This is a genomic window from Methanospirillum sp. (genome assembly GCF_035560735.1).
Classification (GTDB): Archaea; Halobacteriota; Methanomicrobia; order Methanomicrobiales; family Methanospirillaceae; genus Methanospirillum.
The window spans coordinates 1-17,351 of record NZ_DATMYY010000358.1 but is presented as its reverse complement, the minus strand read 5'-3'; the positions used below and the strand labels follow the sequence as shown (position 1 = coordinate 17,351).

Annotated in this window: 17 protein-coding genes; 8 read left to right on the top strand and 9 right to left on the bottom strand. The window is 47.2% G+C overall.

What is annotated here, in order from left to right; all coding sequences use genetic code 11:
* The first annotated feature begins 438 nt into the window (after nt 1-438).
* Nucleotides 439-1,638, top strand: a complete 1,200-nt coding sequence (gene preA, locus VN429_RS10715) for an NAD-dependent dihydropyrimidine dehydrogenase subunit PreA (RefSeq protein ID WP_325633137.1) — start codon at nt 439-441, stop codon at nt 1,636-1,638.
* A gap of 70 nt (nt 1,639-1,708) precedes the next feature.
* Here the strand turns inward: preA and VN429_RS10710 are convergent, their stop codons facing one another.
* Together VN429_RS10710 and VN429_RS10705 are read right to left on the bottom strand one after the other, a co-directional pair.
* A complete protein-coding gene (locus VN429_RS10710) occupies nt 1,709-2,563 on the bottom strand; it encodes an MBL fold metallo-hydrolase (protein ID WP_325633135.1) in 855 nt (284 codons plus the stop codon).
* 112 nt (nt 2,564-2,675) lie between these two features.
* Nucleotides 2,676-3,395 carry a hypothetical protein gene (locus VN429_RS10705; RefSeq protein WP_325633133.1) on the bottom strand — a complete coding sequence of 240 codons (720 nt, stop codon included), beginning with the start codon at nt 3,393-3,395 and terminating at the stop codon, nt 2,676-2,678.
* 110 nt (nt 3,396-3,505) lie between these two features.
* On the opposite strand from VN429_RS10705, the gene VN429_RS10700 reads away from it, so the two are divergent.
* From VN429_RS10700 to VN429_RS10685, 4 genes are all read left to right on the top strand, one after another.
* Nucleotides 3,506-3,847, top strand: a complete 342-nt coding sequence (locus VN429_RS10700; protein ID WP_325633131.1) for a helix-turn-helix domain-containing protein — start codon at nt 3,506-3,508, stop codon at nt 3,845-3,847.
* Nucleotides 3,848-4,052: 205 nt separating this feature from the next.
* A complete protein-coding gene (locus tag VN429_RS10695) occupies nt 4,053-5,012 on the top strand; it encodes an ABC transporter ATP-binding protein (RefSeq protein WP_325633129.1) in 960 nt (319 codons plus the stop codon).
* Complete coding sequence (locus VN429_RS10690; protein WP_325633127.1) at nt 5,009-5,734, top strand: ABC transporter permease; 726 nt, start codon at nt 5,009-5,011, stop codon at nt 5,732-5,734. The genes VN429_RS10695 and VN429_RS10690 overlap by 4 nt, the downstream gene beginning before the upstream one ends.
* Before the next feature lie 48 nt (nt 5,735-5,782).
* Nucleotides 5,783-6,388 carry an FmdE family protein gene (locus VN429_RS10685; protein WP_325633124.1) on the top strand — a complete coding sequence of 202 codons (606 nt, stop codon included), beginning with the start codon at nt 5,783-5,785 and terminating at the stop codon, nt 6,386-6,388.
* A 43-nt stretch (nt 6,389-6,431) separates the two neighbouring features.
* Here VN429_RS10685 and tsaA read toward each other — a convergent pair whose 3' ends face one another.
* Together tsaA and VN429_RS10675 are read right to left on the bottom strand one after the other, a co-directional pair.
* Nucleotides 6,432-6,902: a tRNA (N6-threonylcarbamoyladenosine(37)-N6)-methyltransferase TrmO gene (gene tsaA, locus VN429_RS10680; protein WP_325633122.1), complete on the bottom strand. Its 471-nt coding sequence runs from the start codon at nt 6,900-6,902 to the stop codon at nt 6,432-6,434.
* A gap of 60 nt (nt 6,903-6,962) precedes the next feature.
* Nucleotides 6,963-7,991, bottom strand: a complete 1,029-nt coding sequence (locus VN429_RS10675; protein WP_325633120.1) for a phosphate uptake regulator PhoU — start codon at nt 7,989-7,991, stop codon at nt 6,963-6,965.
* 207 nt (nt 7,992-8,198) lie between these two features.
* Here VN429_RS10675 and pstA point away from each other — a divergent pair, with 207 nt between their 5' ends.
* From pstA to phoU, 3 genes are read left to right on the top strand one after another with little or no spacing between them, the layout of a single operon-like run.
* Nucleotides 8,199-10,148, top strand: a complete 1,950-nt coding sequence (gene pstA / locus VN429_RS10670) for a phosphate ABC transporter permease PstA (RefSeq protein WP_325633117.1) — start codon at nt 8,199-8,201, stop codon at nt 10,146-10,148.
* A 2-nt stretch (nt 10,149-10,150) separates the two neighbouring features.
* Nucleotides 10,151-10,912 carry a phosphate ABC transporter ATP-binding protein PstB gene (pstB, locus tag VN429_RS10665; protein WP_325633115.1) on the top strand — a complete coding sequence of 254 codons (762 nt, stop codon included), beginning with the start codon at nt 10,151-10,153 and terminating at the stop codon, nt 10,910-10,912.
* A gap of 7 nt (nt 10,913-10,919) precedes the next feature.
* Nucleotides 10,920-11,570, top strand: a complete 651-nt coding sequence (gene phoU, locus VN429_RS10660) for a phosphate signaling complex protein PhoU (protein ID WP_325633113.1) — start codon at nt 10,920-10,922, stop codon at nt 11,568-11,570.
* A gap of 31 nt (nt 11,571-11,601) precedes the next feature.
* On the opposite strand, the gene eno is transcribed toward phoU, so the two are convergent.
* The 5 genes from eno to VN429_RS10635 all read right to left on the bottom strand — a co-directional run bounded on the left by eno (nt 11,602) and on the right by VN429_RS10635 (nt 17,108).
* The gene (eno, locus tag VN429_RS10655; protein ID WP_325633111.1) at nt 11,602-12,885 is read right to left on the bottom strand and encodes a phosphopyruvate hydratase; all 1,284 of its coding nucleotides are present in this window, start codon (nt 12,883-12,885) and stop codon (nt 11,602-11,604) included.
* A gap of 106 nt (nt 12,886-12,991) precedes the next feature.
* Nucleotides 12,992-13,813 carry a hypothetical protein gene (locus VN429_RS10650; RefSeq protein ID WP_325633109.1) on the bottom strand — a complete coding sequence of 274 codons (822 nt, stop codon included), beginning with the start codon at nt 13,811-13,813 and terminating at the stop codon, nt 12,992-12,994.
* 141 nt (nt 13,814-13,954) lie between these two features.
* Nucleotides 13,955-14,620: a DUF4956 domain-containing protein gene (locus tag VN429_RS10645; protein WP_325633108.1), complete on the bottom strand. Its 666-nt coding sequence runs from the start codon at nt 14,618-14,620 to the stop codon at nt 13,955-13,957.
* Nucleotides 14,614-15,414: a polyphosphate polymerase domain-containing protein gene (locus VN429_RS10640; protein WP_325633106.1), complete on the bottom strand. Its 801-nt coding sequence runs from the start codon at nt 15,412-15,414 to the stop codon at nt 14,614-14,616. The genes VN429_RS10645 and VN429_RS10640 overlap by 7 nt, the downstream gene beginning before the upstream one ends.
* Nucleotides 15,414-17,108 (bottom strand): CotH kinase family protein, encoded by a 1,695-nt coding sequence (locus VN429_RS10635; RefSeq protein ID WP_325633104.1) that lies wholly within the window; start codon nt 17,106-17,108, stop codon nt 15,414-15,416. The genes VN429_RS10640 and VN429_RS10635 overlap by 1 nt, the downstream gene beginning before the upstream one ends.
* Nucleotides 17,109-17,351: the final 243 nt, after the last annotated feature.

Sequence of the window (17,351 nt, the reverse complement as noted above, 5' to 3'; positions counted from 1 at the left end):
GTATAAGAGGATAAGCATTATGAGGATACTGATATTTTCAAACCAGTGACGTGTGGTGTCAGATAAGACCGGAATGATATCCACTTAACCTCCATCGATAAGAACAGTGGTTAATTCTTGATCCGGTCAGGATAATATTCTTCCTTTCTGATTTTTACCAGAGTTTCTCTAAGAAAGGGGGCATTTCTCCGGCTTTCACATGCCGGATAGATTGCCCTAAAATTTTATTCCAATTCAAAAGTGGTGACGCCGAGTATATAGATCCCTGGAAGAGAATGACATTCCATTTAATACATCCTTACAGCCCCAAAATTCTCATTTATAGTTCCACGAAAGAGATATAGTGGATGATGAGCATTCAGGACTGAATATAAAGCACAATTGCACTTCCTGATACAAAACGCAAATGATAAGCAAGGATGAGGATGAGATCAAATTATGACCAGCATTCTTAAGACAACTCTCGGATCGCTCACACTCCCAAATCCGTTTATTCTAGCATCCGGACCCCCTACTGCATCAGGAGAGATGATCAGACGGGCATTTCAGGCAGGATGGGGAGGGGCAGTCATCAAAACCATCCATCCTGACGGGATGGAGATTCAGGATCTTTCCCCCCGGTTCGCAGCATGGACAGGAACAAAAGGGGAACTTCTCGGGTTTGAGAATGTTGAACTGCTCAGTAAGAAGACGGTCTCATACTGGGAGAAGGAGATCAGAAGTCTCAAACAGGATTTTCCTGATAATCTCCTCATAGCAAGTATCATGGGAGATACTGATTTTACTACGTGGCAGGATCTTGCAGTACGGGCAGGAGATGCAGGATGTGATGCGATTGAACTGAACGTCTCCTGTCCGCATGGAATGCCGGAGGCAGGAGTGGGGGCGGCAATAGGACAGAACCCGGATATGGTCAGGGACCTGACAAAGATGGTTTCAGCAGTTACTGGGGTACCGGTGTTTGTCAAACTTACCCCAAACATCACAGATATCAGTAAAGCAGCCTTGGCTGCAGAAGAAGGGGGAGCAGACGGTATTTCTGCAATTAACACAGTTCAATGTATTCTGGGGGTAGACATCCAGACCTTTGCACCGCTGCCCTCAACAGGAGGAAACGGAACTGCAGGAGGGTACTCCGGCCCTGCGATAAAGCCAATTGGACTGAAGATGGTAGCAGACATCTCGCGCACGGTTTCACTTCCAATCATGGGAATAGGGGGAATTAGCAGATGGCAGGATGCTGCCCAGTATATCCTCCTCGGTGCCTCAGCTGTGCAGATCTGCACTGCAGTGATGTGGAATGGGTATGGGATAATAAGGACAATGAACAAAGGAATGGAAAATTATCTGGTTCAGAATGGGTTTGATTCTCCCGATGAAATCAGAGGGGCAGTTCTTGGAAGAATGCAACCTCATCATGTAATTAGCAGAACAATCAGGGTTGAACCTGTTGTATCAAAGAGCGAAGTGTGTTTACAATGCGGAAGGTGTGTCACAGCCTGCAGGGATGGTGGATATGATGCACTCATTATGACACCAAAAGGGCTCGTTGTTGAGAGAGCACGATGTGACGGATGTGGTCTCTGTCTCCTGGTCTGCAGTTCCAAGGCCCTCACATCCGTGATCCGATCAGGATAGAGTAGCAGGGGTTTACTGAAGATACCTGGTAGAGACTGATTACTAATCTTCTGACTCCTGATACCAGAAATCACGGCAATATACTTGCAAATCCCATGAGCCGGGATTTGAGATCCACCGGATCCTGGTAGTGAAGATCCCCGGCATGGATCAGGATCTTCACAAGTTCTGTATTTCCCCCTGATTTCTCTTGCCTCGCAACCTGATGCACAAAACGCATGTTCAGGTTCCACCGGTGTACCTGACCATATGATCCAAGATGAGCAGGATCTATGAAAACTTCATCCCTAATTGCCTGTATGTACGCTATGTTTGCTTTTATCAGATCCCGAGTAACAAGACCTGAATGGGCAGAAATGAGAATCCTTGCCGGATGGTCAAGAAGGGATGTGAGTGTGGTGATATATTGATCCAGATCATATGCATCCAGATAGGGGATAGGATCTTCCACGAGGTCTCCAAGATAGAGAACTTCGTCTGCCATATCATAACAGACCGATGAGTCCACTGTATGGCCGGGGGCATAATCGAACCTTATCCCCTCATCTTCAAGTGTGAGCTGGTCAGTAAACGTCAGGTTCGGAGGGATGAGTTGAACATCTCCCCTTTTTTGTGCTACATTCTGCATAAGATCAAAAGCACCCCTCTCCTTCAACCGCTGGCGACACAACTCGTGCCCAATTATGATATTTTCACTAAATACACAATTTCCCCAGATGTGATCCCAGTCTGAGTGTGAGTTAAAGATCAGCAACCGGTGGTTTTCCGGTTTGTATTTTAGGGTTTCAAAGATCTCCTCCATGGAAACCGGCCCAAGGTGAGTATCACAGAGCAGATCCAGACTTGCACCTGAAATCAGATACAGGGAGATTTCATCATCAAAAGTCAGAAGATGCCCTCTGTCTGCAATCCGCTCAACTCTCATGTAGTATAATAGGATAGATCTGGATAAAAGCCTGAATTATGGCAGTACCCTAACGGACCAGACATGAGGTGCAGAAAATAAAAGAATTATCTTTTTTCGGCTTTCCTGAACCTTACTTCAGACTGAGCGTGGAGAGTATTCCATCCCTGACAAGCGCCTCATTCTCTGCCCGTTCATAATTGGCATAAACAAAGTTGATGTTATAGACTAAACCGGGTCTGCAGAACAGGTACGTAACCGCGGCTCCATTCTCCGAATTCACGGCTGTGACCTTGATCACACCAGTTCCATCAGCAAATTTTGCCCCCTCAACATCAAACCGGACAAAGGTCATGGCCGAGACATTTACCGAGCCATTAATAGCAACCTCATGCGAGAGGGTCATCTTCTCATTGTATAATCCATCGAGGGTGGCATCCGTGTTCTGCCAGGTTACCTGGATTGAATCTTTACTGTCTGTTGCTGTCAAAATGGTCAGGATATTGATTCCTCCCTGTCCGGCAACAGTTCGCATCTTTTCAAGAGATGAGTTGCTGATCTGTTTGAATCGATCAGGGTAGGAGAATATAACCCCACCTTCATTATAGGTAATATTTCCAGCCACATGAGTCAGATCACCCGCCAATCCTGATTGCAGCGGGAGAATCGAACCATTATTGGTAGTATTTTCAGAAGGATGAGATATGGTGACTTCAGGAACGGCTGTCTGCCCTGTTTGTATTGCCGCATGAGCAGACGCTTGCTTCTCCTGGCTGTGGGATGTACATCCGGCAAGGATAACTCCAAAAGCCAGGAGAATGAGAAGTATTCCGAAGATTCGTTCCTGCTTCATAAGCTATTCATACATGTACTGGAAGGTAGAAATATCTCCTTTCCGGTTCAGGAACAACCTCGAAGATCTAAATTGGTTCAATTTTTTTTAGGGCCAACCTATCTGGACAGATGAAAGGTGAAACTCATCATCCATCAAGCCAACCAGAGTACATGGATATGGTCAGGCAGATCCTTGAGACGATGGCTGAAACAGATAACGCGGTCACGGCAAGGCATATATCACAGAGGACCGGGCTTGCTCCCTCAACTCTCATAGGAGTCATGATGGGAATGATAAACCAGGGGTATATTGGTGAAGTTTTGCCTGATGGAGGGAGGCAGCAGCCCTCACGATGTGCCTGTGCCTGTTGCACCCGTGATCATGAAAATACCAGTTCCCTTGACAGAAGGATCTACCAAATCTCCCCCCGAGGGAGAATATACCTCAAGAACTGGGAGGGAAAAGTCTGATAAAAATTCACCCTCCTCACCTTGTTCGGACCCTCCATTTTTCCACGAATTATGGTGAGATTCTGGCCACCATTGATGGAGTGCTTAAACTCAAGTCCTCATATTCAACATCTGTTCAGAAGGATTCATCGCGGCATTGAACAAATATAAAGAGAAACGGGACTGATCATCGCATCAGATAAGCGGAGACCTCATATATATGCGCATGAGGCCGGTAATAGAGATCGAAGGACTATCAAGGAACTTTGGTGATCTCTGTGCTGTCGATGATCTGAACCTCTCTATTGGAACTGAGATATTTGGTCTTCTCGGGCCGAATGGATCAGGAAAGACAACAACGGTTCTGATGCTGACAACCCTCCTGAAACCAACAGCAGGAGCCGCATTTATTCATGATCACTCCTGCATATCAGAGCCAATGAAAGTCAGGGAGCATATCTCATATGTTCCCCAGGAGATGGCAGTTGATATCAAACTCACCGGTAGAGAGAATGTCTGGTTTTTTGCTAAGATGTATGGAGTCCCACGACCTCATGACCGGGTTGATGAAGTGCTGGGGATCCTGAATCTGACTGACCGGGCTGATGATCTGGTCAAAACTTACTCTGGAGGAATGAGACGAAGGCTGGAACTCGCCCAGGCTCTTGTACATGAACCTGATGTCCTTTTCCTGGACGAGCCAACCATCGGACTCGATGTCTCTGCACGTCGGAACATCTGGGAGCATATCACCCGGCTCCGTAGGGATGGAATGACGGTCTTTGTAACCACCCATTACATGGATGAGGCTGATCACGCCTGCGACAGAGTCGGGATCATCGATCATGGCAGACTTGTTGCGGTAGACACACCTGTAGCGCTCAAACACCAATCAGCTCCTGACGTTGTCTCGGTCAGAATTTCGGGAGCATATCACCCGATAACCGGTGATTATTTTACTCCCCTTGGAAGGGACGGGGAGGTATGGAGCTTTGCTACAACAGATGGCGTAGCAGCTCTCCCCCAAATCAGGGAACTGCTTGAAAAGGCAGGAAACACCATCAGAGGCATTTCACTCCGATCAGCAACACTCGATGACGTATTTCTCCAGCGGATCACAACACAAAAAGAGCCAGAAGGGTTTGATGAGCGTAAGTTCAGGACCATGCTCAGGAGACGCCGATGAAGCAGATTGCATATTACTTCTGGCGTGACCTGATACGCTGGAGCCGGAGCAGAGCATCGGTGATCTCATCCCTGGTGATGCCTGCCGCCTGGCTCATCTTTGTCGGACTTGCCCTTCCAATAAGGTTTACTGACAACTACCTCGAGTTCATCACTCCGGGAATACTCGTCATGACTGTGTACATGACCTCACTGCAAGGGGGAGCACTCATCCTTTTTGACAAGATTCTTGGGTACTTCAACAAGTTTCTTGCTCTTCCAGCCCCAAGGGAGACACTTCTCCTTGGTAAGATCTTCTTTGTCACCTTCAGAGGGCTCGTGCAGGCTACGATCATCCTCATACTTGCAATCATCCTTGGGGCAAAACCATTCTCTCCTGCCGGACTTCTTCAGACATATCTTCTGCTATTCCTCCTTGGGATGCTCTTTTCATGTCTTGCCAGCACTATTGCCCTCTACCTTGGAGATCATGACAGTTATGCAGCCGTCAACTCGATGATCAGTATGCCCCTCTTCTTCACCTCAAGTGCCCTTATGCCATATGACAAGATGCCTGCCTGGCTCAGCATTCCAGCTCATCTCAATCCATTAAGTTTTGCAATCGATGGGATCAGAGAAGCAGCGGCAGGAATCTTTCCATTGGTACAGATATGTGGTCTTTCTGCTGCACTCTGCCTTGTCCTTGCAATCGCTGTGGTACTGTTCAGACGGATTACTGTGTAGAACTCCGAAAGAGAGATCATGTAGTGAAACCGATGAGAAGGCATGTGTATGCCTTCATCACCGATCGCCTCTTTCGAGGAGGTCGTCAGATTTCACGGTCATATTTGTCCAGGGCTGGCAATCGGATACCAGATTTCACTGGCGGCGATGAATGCACTTGGAGTCACGCGGCCGGATGACGAAGAACTGGTTGCAATCGCAGAGACTGATGCCTGTGGTATTGATGCAATCCAGATGGTAACCGGGTGCACTGCAGGCAAAGGAAACCTTATCATAAAAGACTATGGAAAGCATGTCTTTACCTTTATAAACCGGGCAAATGGAGAAGCGGTTCGGGTAATTGGAAAACAGCCAAACATCCCGGAGCAGGCAGAACTCGGTAGTATGAGACCGAAGATATTTGGCGGCAGTGCCAGCGAAGAAGAACATGGAGCCTACCATATCCTAACACACACAGTTGTGAAGAAAATCCTAGCCCTAAACCCCGAAGAGGTCACAACTGTAGAGAAAGTTACGGTAGATCTTCCTGCCACAGCAAAGATATTCTCCTCAATTCCATGTGGATGCTGCGGCGAAATAGTAGCAGATGGCAAAACAAAAGAATACAATGGAAAGAGGATCTGCATCCCCTGTTACCTGAAACACACAGCCTGAAGAATATCAGAACCTGATGCGGGGAACAGTGTTTTTTCCTTCATTATGGGGATTGTTCATCCCCATTTCTCGTGCTGGTCTCCTCATGATGGGTCAGTGCAGAATACTCAGCTCCCGGAATGCAGTCAATCCCGGGAATATAGGGCTTGATGTCAATTATCGGAGATCCATCCAGCGCCTCGATACCGGAGACAGTGATAATCCCGTTCTCAAACGCTACAATCCTGCCAATTGAGAGGGCAATGGGATTTGGACGTGCAGGGGACCGAATAGTAAAAACCGGCCGATCCTCGATCCATTCAGGTCTTCGGGAGAATAACTTGCTTCGATCCGCACGGTCCATCCAGTATAGCACCCAGATATGGGATATCCCGATCATCTCTCCAAGACCATCCCTGAATTCTGGAAAAATGGTGATCGTGGAGCACCCCTCACATTCACGTCCCTGCCTAGGTGCCTGCTGACTGTCTTTGAATGGTGAACTGATGACACCGATTGGGGTGAGCTCAATCATAAGAGAACAATGTACATTTCACCGATTAATATTTGATCCAGATAATACAGGATTTTCATATTATGAAGCAGAAGAGTCAGATCGGGTATCAGGAATTACTCCGAAGTCAATCACCCGTTCTGCAATATCACCGGAGTATTCACCAATCCTGCGGATGCTGTCTGTAATCTTCCTTGCAACCATCACTGAATCTGTAGGAAGAGCCAGAATATCCTGATTTATCTGATGAAGAGACTGTTCAAGAGGTGAAGTAGTTCCTAAAACACGGTTAGCCTTCTTCATATCACGGGAAAAGAACGCAGAGATACTCATTTCAAACAATTTATCAGCCTCTGCCATCGCCTTGCCAATCACCACCCGAACTTCTTCTGTCAGGATCTCCTTCTCTATCATACTAATACTCCTCGATATGAGAACACAGTGATCGGCAACCCGCTCCACAATTCTCCCAGTCTGCAGGTAATGAAGAACTTCAGATATGTTTGTCTTCATCCGCTCAGCATTGCGAGGGCTTTGTAGAATCATGTTTGTCTGTCGTGAAATCAGCCAGAACAGCCGGTCAACATCTCGATCCCTGAACTCAACATCCTGTACCCTTCCCTGATCACATGATTTCAACCCCTCTGCTGAATCAGTGAGCATACCGTGTGTGACTGCATACATTCTTCTGAATGAGGTGTCAAGGGGCATATCAAGGGGGTTGAAGAGATCTCTGAGTATTATTATTGTCTCCTCTTCTTCAACCGGTTCAAGGCCGATGACCTGATCTGAAAAAGCTCTGATAGTTCTCCGGAGAGTCCCCTGAATCCGGTCTTTTGATCTGATCTCGATGATATTGTACCCTGCAATATAGATTCCCACGAGAATCCTGAAAAGCAACTGCGAGTCCATTCCCTGATCAATGGTGACAACACGTGAACGGGGAGGAAGATCGCCGGTAAGATTTCCGGTGATCATCAGATCACCATCAGCCTGGATCATCACACCGACCGGATCGTTCTTTCTGATATTGAGGGAGGTGACCCACTCTTTTGGCAGCGTGAGCACATATGATGAACCTCCGGTCATCTGAACCCTTCTGATATCCATCTCTGCTCGGGTCAGTGCTACTCCCCACAATATAGTAACTTTCCCCGGTAACTACAGAGACCTCTATAGTTACCATACCACACAAGAATCTCCGGGAAGAATCATGATAACACAACCGGGGAGATACTAGGACCAGATAGTATCCAGAGACTGATATGCCTGATTGGTATAATCCGGGCTCTGAACACTCGGCACGAAACGATTATCATGACCATAACGGGCTCTGAACGAACATTCAAGGAACGGCTCACCCATCGTCCGATGGAGCAGGGTGTGAAAGTTCTCTGGTTTCTGTGTGCGATCTCATCCATCATAGCGATATTCTGTATACTGGGATTTCTCCTCTATGACGCAATCCCTGCGTTCATGGAGATCGGCTTAATACCATTTCTTACCGGAGACCGGTGGGACCCGACAAGTATCATCCCGAAATTCGGGACCGTACCTCTTATTGTTGGCACTCTGCTTGTCACTTTCGGTGCCATGGTCTTTGCTGTCCCACTCGGGCTTGCATCAGCCATTTTTATCTCTGAACTCGCTTCCCCAAGGCTCAGGCAGACATTGAAACCAGCCATTGAACTCCTTGCAGGAATTCCATCTGTGTTGTATGGTTTCTTCGGATTGGTAATCCTTGTAAGATTGATCCAGGACTGGGCTCATGTATCAAGTGGAGAATCAGTCCTTGCAGGATCAATCCTCCTTGGCATCATGGCCCTTCCGACAATCATCAGTGTATCAGAGGATGCCTTGAGTTCGATACCCAGATTTTTGAAAGAGGGCTCACTCGCTCTTGGAGCAACCCACTGGCAGACCATAGCAAGAGTTTTGCTTCCTGCTGCCCTTCCAGGAATCACCGCTGCAATCATTCTTGGAATCGGCAGGGCAGTTGGTGAGACCATGGCAGTGATCATGGTTACCGGAAATGCAGGGATCATCCCAGATCCAATCTGGAATATCTTCTCTCCGGTAAGAACCCTGACAGGAACATTGGGTATCGAGATGGGAGAGGTAGCTGTAGGGTCCCTTCACTATCATGCCCTCTTCGGAGTTGCAGTACTTCTGTTGACAATATCGCTTATCGTTAACCTCCTTTCACTTGAGGTGATGAAGTGGCTCCATCGCACACAGACCGGTGGAAAAAGCGGCAAAAAATCCCTGCTTCAATCTATACCAGTAGATCTTTCATTCATTACCCCGTACCTCTCATGGATTGTAATCATTGGATGTCTGCTCCTGCTGATTCATGCCGGACTCTGGGGGGGTGCTGTTGCAGTCCTGATAATACTAACCCTCAATGCCCTGGTCTGTCGGTTCTGCAAAAAACAGCAGATCCAGCAGATCTGGTTTTCTGGAATTGCACTCGTGATGGTGCTTGTCGTTGCAATCCTTATCTTCATCCTGTACGACATCTTCTCGCACGGGCTTCCATACGTGAGCCTTGAGTTTATCACCCAACCACCCTCAAATCTCGGGCGTGGAGGAGGAATATTCCCTGCAATCGTTGGAACCTTTTACCTGATCCTTGGATCAATCGCACTTGCGTTCCCTCTCGGTATCGGAGCGGCAATCTACCTGGTCGAGTATACCAAGGAGAACACACTCACCAGGATCATCAGAACTGCTACAGATCTTTTAAATGGAACACCTTCTATCGTCTTCGGACTCTTCGGATTTACCTTCCTTGTTATCTTCCTCGGTTTCGGAATCTCACTCATTGCAGGTATCATCACCCTCGCTCTGATGGTACTTCCAACCGTTATTCGGACAACAGAAGAATCTCTTCGCAGTGTGCCTGACAGCCTCCGTGAGGGTTCGTATGCCCTTGGAGCAACCAAATGGCAGACAGTCCGCAGAGTGGTTCTCCCGCCTGCAATGCCGGGAATAATCACAGGGGCAATCCTTGCGATTGGAAGAGCGGCTGGTGAGACTGCCCCGATCATGTTCACAGCGGTCGTCTTCATGCAAAAGAGACTCCCCGAGTCCCTCCTTGACCCTGTTATGGCCCTGCCATATCATCTCTTTGTCCTGGCTACCACGGTCCCGGGTGCACGAAATAACCAGTATGCAACAGCCGTGGTCCTTCTCGTTTTGGTAATTGCAATATACGGAGTAGCAATTGTGATAAGAAATCATTTTGACCGGAAAGTCAGGTGGTAACAATGAACGAAGATACAATCATCAATGTCAGAAATCTCAACCTCTGGTACGGAGAAACCCAGGCTCTGAGAAATATCTCTATGCCCATAGCCCACCAGAAGGTTACATCTCTCATCGGACCGTCAGGGTGTGGAAAATCAACGTTGATCAGGTGCTTTAACCGGATGAACGACCTCGTCTCCGGCTGCCGGATTGAGGGCTCAATTACATTCCATGACAGGGACATCTATGGATCTGGCGCTGACGCCGTGGATATCAGGATGCAGATCGGGATGGTCTTTCAAAAACCGAATCCCTTCCCGAAGACTATTTATGAAAATATTGCCTACGGACCGAGGATTCATGGCATTCGGGACCGGGCAGAACTGGACCGAATCGTTGAGTCAAGTCTGAAAAAAGCGGCCCTCTGGGAAGAGGTCAAAACAAGGCTCCATGACTCCGCACTTGGTCTGTCAGGTGGTCAGCAGCAACGCCTCTGTATTGCCCGCACCCTTGCAGTCAACCCCGAGATTATTCTGATGGACGAACCATGCAGTGCTCTTGATCCAATCGCGACAGCAAAGATAGAAGACCTGATTGATGAACTCAAGAAGGATTACTGTGTTGTGATCGTCACCCACAGCATGTCACAGGCTGCACGTGTCTCTGATTTTACTGCATTTATGTACCTTGGTGATCTAATAGAGTTTGGAGAGACGAGACAGATCTTTGAGAATCCAAAGAAAGAACTGACTGAAAATTACATTACCGGAAGATTCGGGTGAGAAGATCATGACAGAAAAAAGCCAGGCAGAACTTGAGCAACTCCACCAGTCGGTGGTATCATTTGGCAAATTCGCACTAAGCATGCTGAAAGAGAGTATTGATGCTTTTGAGTCAGGGAACACAGAGCAGGCAATGGAGATATCACGATTAAAAAACGAGTTGAAAACCATGTTTGTTCCGCTGGAGGACTCACTCTTTCAGTACCTTGCTCTCTACCAACCGGTAGCCAAGGATATGCGTGAATGCGTCGCCTCCATCAGAATAATCTACAATTTTGAACGCATCGGCAGAATGGGATATGATATCGCGGAAACAACTGCAATCCTGACAAAATGCTGCAACCTGAAGGACTGTGAGGCCCTGATCTCCATGGGCAGACTCGTCATCGGAATGATTGAGGATGCACTAAGTGCGTATGAAGAACGCAACATCACAAAGATCATCACAATGCGTGATCGGGATGAAGAGGTTGACACTCTCTACTGTGATGTACTCACCGGATTTATCAGCAGGATGCAGGAAGAAAAAGAGGATGTCCCAGTCCTTACAAGATATGTGATCATAGACCGTTACCTTGAGCGTTGTGGTGATCAGGCGTGTAATATCGCTGAGATGAGTATATACATGGTCACCGGGGACCGGATTGAGATAAACTAACCGGGTATCTGGAATAAAAAATGAAATAACCTCATTGAGAGGTTTTGAAAGCAGATTTCCCCGCATATAATGCAGAGGATCCAAGTTCCTCCCCGATCCGGAGGAGTTGGTTATACTTCTCGACACGCTCACCACGGCAGGGTGCACCAGTCTTGATCTGTCCAGTGGCAAGAGCAACCGAGAGATCGGCAATAAAGGAATCGCAGGTCTCACCACTCCGGTGTGAGATCATTGCTCCCCACCCTTCTTTTTGTGCCATCCTGACTGCATCGATTGTTTCAGTAACCGTTCCGATCTGGTTGAGTTTTATCAAAACTGCGTTCGCAGCCTTCTCTTTAATACCCCTGTTGATACGGACAGTATTTGTGACAAAGAGGTCATCGCCAACGAGCTGAACTTTTGATCCGATTGCCTTTGTCAGTTCTGTCCATCCAGCCCAGTCATCCTCGGCAAGCCCATCCTCTATCGAGATGATAGGGAACGTGGTGGTCAGATCGCGGTAATAATCTGCCATCTCACCTGAAGAAAGAGAGCGGTTCTCAGTTTTCAGGGTGTAGACCCCATCCTTGAAAAACTCGCTTGATGCAGGATCAAGCACAACACAGATATCCTTGCCCGGGACATATCCTGCCTCTTCAATCGCAGTAATGATCAGCGAGACTGGTTCGCTGTTTGAGGGAACCTGTGGTGCAAACCCACCCTCGTCGCCGACTCCTGTTGATAGTCCTTTCTTCTTGAGAACTGATTTGAGTGACTGATAGACCTCACACCCCCACTGCATTGCATGAGGGAAGTCAGGAGCACCAACAGGTGCTATCATGTACTCCTGGAAGTCTGAGCCCTGCCAGTTTGCATGAGCTCCCCCGTTCATGATGTTCATGCATGGGACCGGGAGCGAGTATGGCCCTGATGCAAGGGATCTGAAGAGTAAAACCCCGTCTGCTGCTGCGTGTGCTCGTGCAACCGCCATCGAAACGGTGAGGATCGCGTTAGCTCCAAGCTTTCCCTTGTTTTCAGTGCCATCAAGAGCGATCATCTTCTCATCGATCGCCTTCTGATCTGCTACATTCATTCCTGCAAGAGCCTTTGCAATCTCGTTGTTCACCGAAGTTACCGCTCCGATAACACCCTTTCCTGAGAACCTTGCTCCCCCATCCCGGCGTTCCACAGCCTCGTGGATTCCGGTGGAGGCACCGGACGGACATGCTGCACGGGCCATAAGCCCGCTGGCAAGAGTTACATCAACCTCAACCGTGGGATTGCCCCGGGAGTCAATGATCTCCCGGGCTTTTATTGTCTTGATACTGGTATCCATGGCGTTCCCTCAGTATCTTCACTCAGTGGGAGTGAGACCTGAAATACCCTGTCTTCAAAGCAACCCACGTGACTCATAATCATACAGGTGCCTGATGGATGATGAATCAAAGTTTCAACCCAGACTTATAGTCAAACGATTTCTGCAGTAGGGTGATATTTCCAGCCACATCTGTCTCATCCTTCCAGGTGTTGGTTGCAGCAGTCTTATTCCAGTCATTCGCATAGGGGTTTTTACTTTTACTCTTTGATGAAGTGGTTGTCTTTTTATCACGTGCCTCATTGATACTGCCGGCAAATCTCGTTTTAACTACCCCCTCTGCAGATTCACCTCCTGATGTGATATCAGTACTGACTGCAATTTGGTACGAGAGCCCTGCAGAGGTGCTTATTTTCGATCCAACTGCGCGAATCTGGCTCTTTGTTGACACCTGCCCACTATTGAAATTTATCAGTGAGCCTTGTGCCTCAACATAATTAGAGAACGCCGGATTCGGGATCAGATAATCCTCATCACTAAATACACACATTACAGAATCAGTTGAATTGCTTGTATAGTTCCCATTCACATCAAGGAGCAGGTAATCATTTCCAACAAGGTGTGATCCATCAGTTCCTGTATAGGTCATGACCTTTTCAGATTCAAGGTTAAAGGACGAATCCCGTTGATCAGATGAATCAAATCCGGTATTTTTCACGCCGTTGAAGAGCCCCCCATTAGAAAGCAACGAGTCCTGGTACACAACAGACGAGATGATCTCACCCTTGTCAATGGTTGTATCGGTTGTTGATCCATTCTTCACTGTAATCCAGTCCATCTTTGTGGAATCATCAAGGAGTCCGGTTGCCTCAATCAGGGAATCGATGGTAAACTTCTGGTTCTCCGGAACAGTTGAAGGGAGCCTGTCCGCATCTGCTGTATCAAGCATTCCTGAAGAGATTACCAAAAAAATGAGACAGTAAAAGGAAGATGGTTTCATAGGCCTGTGTCGCCAACAGCCATATGTAAGCCGGTCAGCCGTTCCACTAGGAGAATTATCAGACAATATCATGTTATATCTCAAAAAGGGTTACTGACCTGTGATCCCTATTGAAGGAAGTTGATCTGGATTTTTCTGGAGTGGTGAAACCAGGGACGGTTCTTTGGGAACCAGGGGAGCATTTTCATCGTATGAGATCATAAGGTCAGCTGAGTCACGCAGATAATCAATCTCAACAACCTCAACCTTTGTCACCGGAAGGCCTGTTCGATCCCTGAGATCGGCGATCAGTTCATCCCGCATATCTGCCCGTACCAGTTCGATCCTCTCGTACCTGACCAGTTTACACTGTTCATACCGAAATCCCCATTTTTTCTCAAGAATCCAGAGAACCAGGATGATCATGAGATTTGAAAGGACCAGGTTGACGTACTGACCACTCCCAAAGAGGATCGAGTTCAGTATAGGGAGAGCGATGATGACAAAGAGATAGGTCATCTCCCTGATCGGGACCGTATCGGTGCGGTACCGCAGCACGGAGAAGAGTGCAAACAATCCAAACCCGGCCCCTATTGAAAGTTCGACCGATGTGAAAAGACCCATTATCAGGTATACAACCACCGAGAAGGCCATGAATGTAAAGACATAGTCCTGTGCCCGACGATGAGGGTAGTAAATTCCTCTGACAACAATCAGGGAGAAGATGAGATTTATCGCCATTCCAGCGACAAATAAAGTTGAATCAGAAATTACCATCTTATAGGCCCCCCATGCATCATCTTCTGGAGTAAGCGGAGTGTCATGTTGAAGTTATTATGTTTGATCAGGTTACCGTACAGGAGTGAGATCCCAATACAGTACTTAGAGAATCCTTTTGGTTTTACCCGCATGCGGGTCAGATAGTCAAAAGCTGGAGAATCAGAGTGTTCACTGCTCCGCTTCAATTCAGCGATCACAATTTCAGGAAGGGATAGATCTGCTGATGCACAATGATACGAGAGATCAACATCCAGAGTGATACGCTCAGGACCGGTTGTTGACACAAGCGTGATACGTTTGTATTCATTGATCAGAACCGGCATAAACTGGGAGTAGTCATACGGAAGACATGAACTGAAAAACTCACGAAGATCTGCCCCGAGACTTGTAATGAGCCCGTCAGTCTGCAACCTGTGTTTAATTGTCCTTCCAGTGTTCTTCTTCTCCTTGACTTCAAGGAAACTTAGATCAGACCCAACATACGATCTGGTCCGTACTTTGTAGCGTGGTTTGTTTCCGTTATGATGAGTCAGGTAAAGGTTCAAATGAGGTGAGTCATAATACGTTGTTGAGTAAGTCTGGACACGCTGCCCATTCACTTCAAAGACGCGATACGTATCAGGGAGGTGAGAGATGAGATCCCTTGCCTGCTCTGCAGTAAGCAGATACTTAGACTCTTTACGGTCCTGCAAACTGGCATGCTCCATCTCTGCAAGTCCAATGGACTGGAACCGATCAAGAACAGTATCAGGTGATTTGTCTTTTTCGGCTACCTGTTGCACGCTTTCCATCACGCAACCTCCTGATCAAGAAGGAACTTCTGAGCAGCCTCATACTGTGATGCAGTGTGGGAGATCAGTAAGTCAAGGGATGTAGCGAAATCCTCTGAACTCTTCAGGTGTGTATATCCTTCCTGCTCTCCATTTTCTCCCACCACATACGGGCTGATGAGTTCATGATTTCTGGTATAAATGGTGTTCATCCGATCCGGGTTGAATACATCAGTGATGACCGCTTCAACTGCACTCACATATTTCTCATGATATACCGGATCATCCATCAGGTACCTGATAAGAGGCCAGTCACTCGTTACATTGACAAGACTGATATCCTGCGTTCCTCCTCCCGGTCCCATATGGGTCATGTTCATCCCACCACCCATACCTCCGGGACCTCCCATAGGAAAGATCCCAGGTGTTGAGTTTACAATGGTGCCCGTACCCAGGTTGGCAAAATTGTCCATACCAGATGAGACCGGGGAATTATTTCCGGCAAAGAAGTTACCAAAATCAGGGTGATCTCCACCCATTCCGGCAGACCCATTCTGCAATGCAAAGTTGTTATCCCAGGGTATCCAGGTTATCTGACCGGTTGAGGGATTGGTATACAGATAGAAGTTATGAGCCATCGAGCCGTAGGTATCCCAATTCTGAATGACCGTGTTTGTTGCTAGCCAGGTGATGAACTCGTTTACATCAAAGATAGATTCAAGATCAGATCTCCATGCAGAAGGGTCTGATGTTCTCTTTTCAGAGTTTAATGCCGTGTAGAACTGTTCAAGATCACTATAATCATTCTGTTTCTTGTTTGTCTCCTTATCAAAGAAACTGGAGTTGAATGTGCCATTTTGGAAGGTTGCATCATGTTCACCTTCGGCCTTGTATAAATTACCAGAACCATCGTTGAACTGGGATGATATCATGGTATCCCCCACGTCCTCTATCATCGTATAAAGACCAAAATACTCAGGACCACTGCCTTTATCGATGTATACCTGATAGAAAGAGGCTCTGGGAGCAGGGACCCCTGAATCACGGAAGACCTCTGTGACGATCTTGTCCCTCATCAGAGAATTGTCACCAAACCCACTCTGGAGATTGAGTTTATCAAATCCATAGAGTGTCTGTCCTTTTACTTCGGGGTACTCATCCTTGAATTCATCACAGTCAAGTTTCAGGGATATCTTGTACGTTCCTTCACCCCAGGATCCTGAGAGAGAACTGAATCCTTTAAACCTGATTCCTACATTATCAAGGGTTTTTCCATTCAACGTCACCTGGGCAGGAACATACACAGGATTCACATCAGACATCCCGTGCCCACCAGGCATACCCATCTCTCCTGAGTTTTCACCAGGAGAGAAATTCCCATTCGGTATCGACATATGAGTGCTATTTCCAAATTCACCGTATATTTCGGTCATGTTGTCCAGCATCTTCTGCCAGTCATCAGGTTTTATGACCAGATCAATCCGATTGACAGAGTCATTCGGAAATACCATATCATAGTCGGGCTCATCTGAATCATCAGCCCCTGTATCTTGATTATCCTGTTTTGAATCGGTCGTGGCAAGGGCAGACACCACGCCTGGAGATGAGGTATTGGAGATTACTGCTGCCTGAACCAGCCCTACGCTTAGCAGGATGATGAGAACAGGCAGAATTCGGGTATATTTCATTTCATTCATTCCGATGTTGGTTTTCATGATCGTCCAGAGATTCATTCTCCGGACAGGTTTGTTATCATCACAGAATCACTTCCCAGAGGCCATGTTCTGCCACATGCTAAGGAGCAGATACAGCAGTAGTACAGAATTTACCGACCTATTGAGAATATGATTAATCTGATACAACCAATGGTTGCAATGCTAGGTAGTAAAGAATTTCACAACGACAGGGTAGGATATTGAATCAGTCAGTTAGAAGAGACCATAGCAAAGGTCTAACAT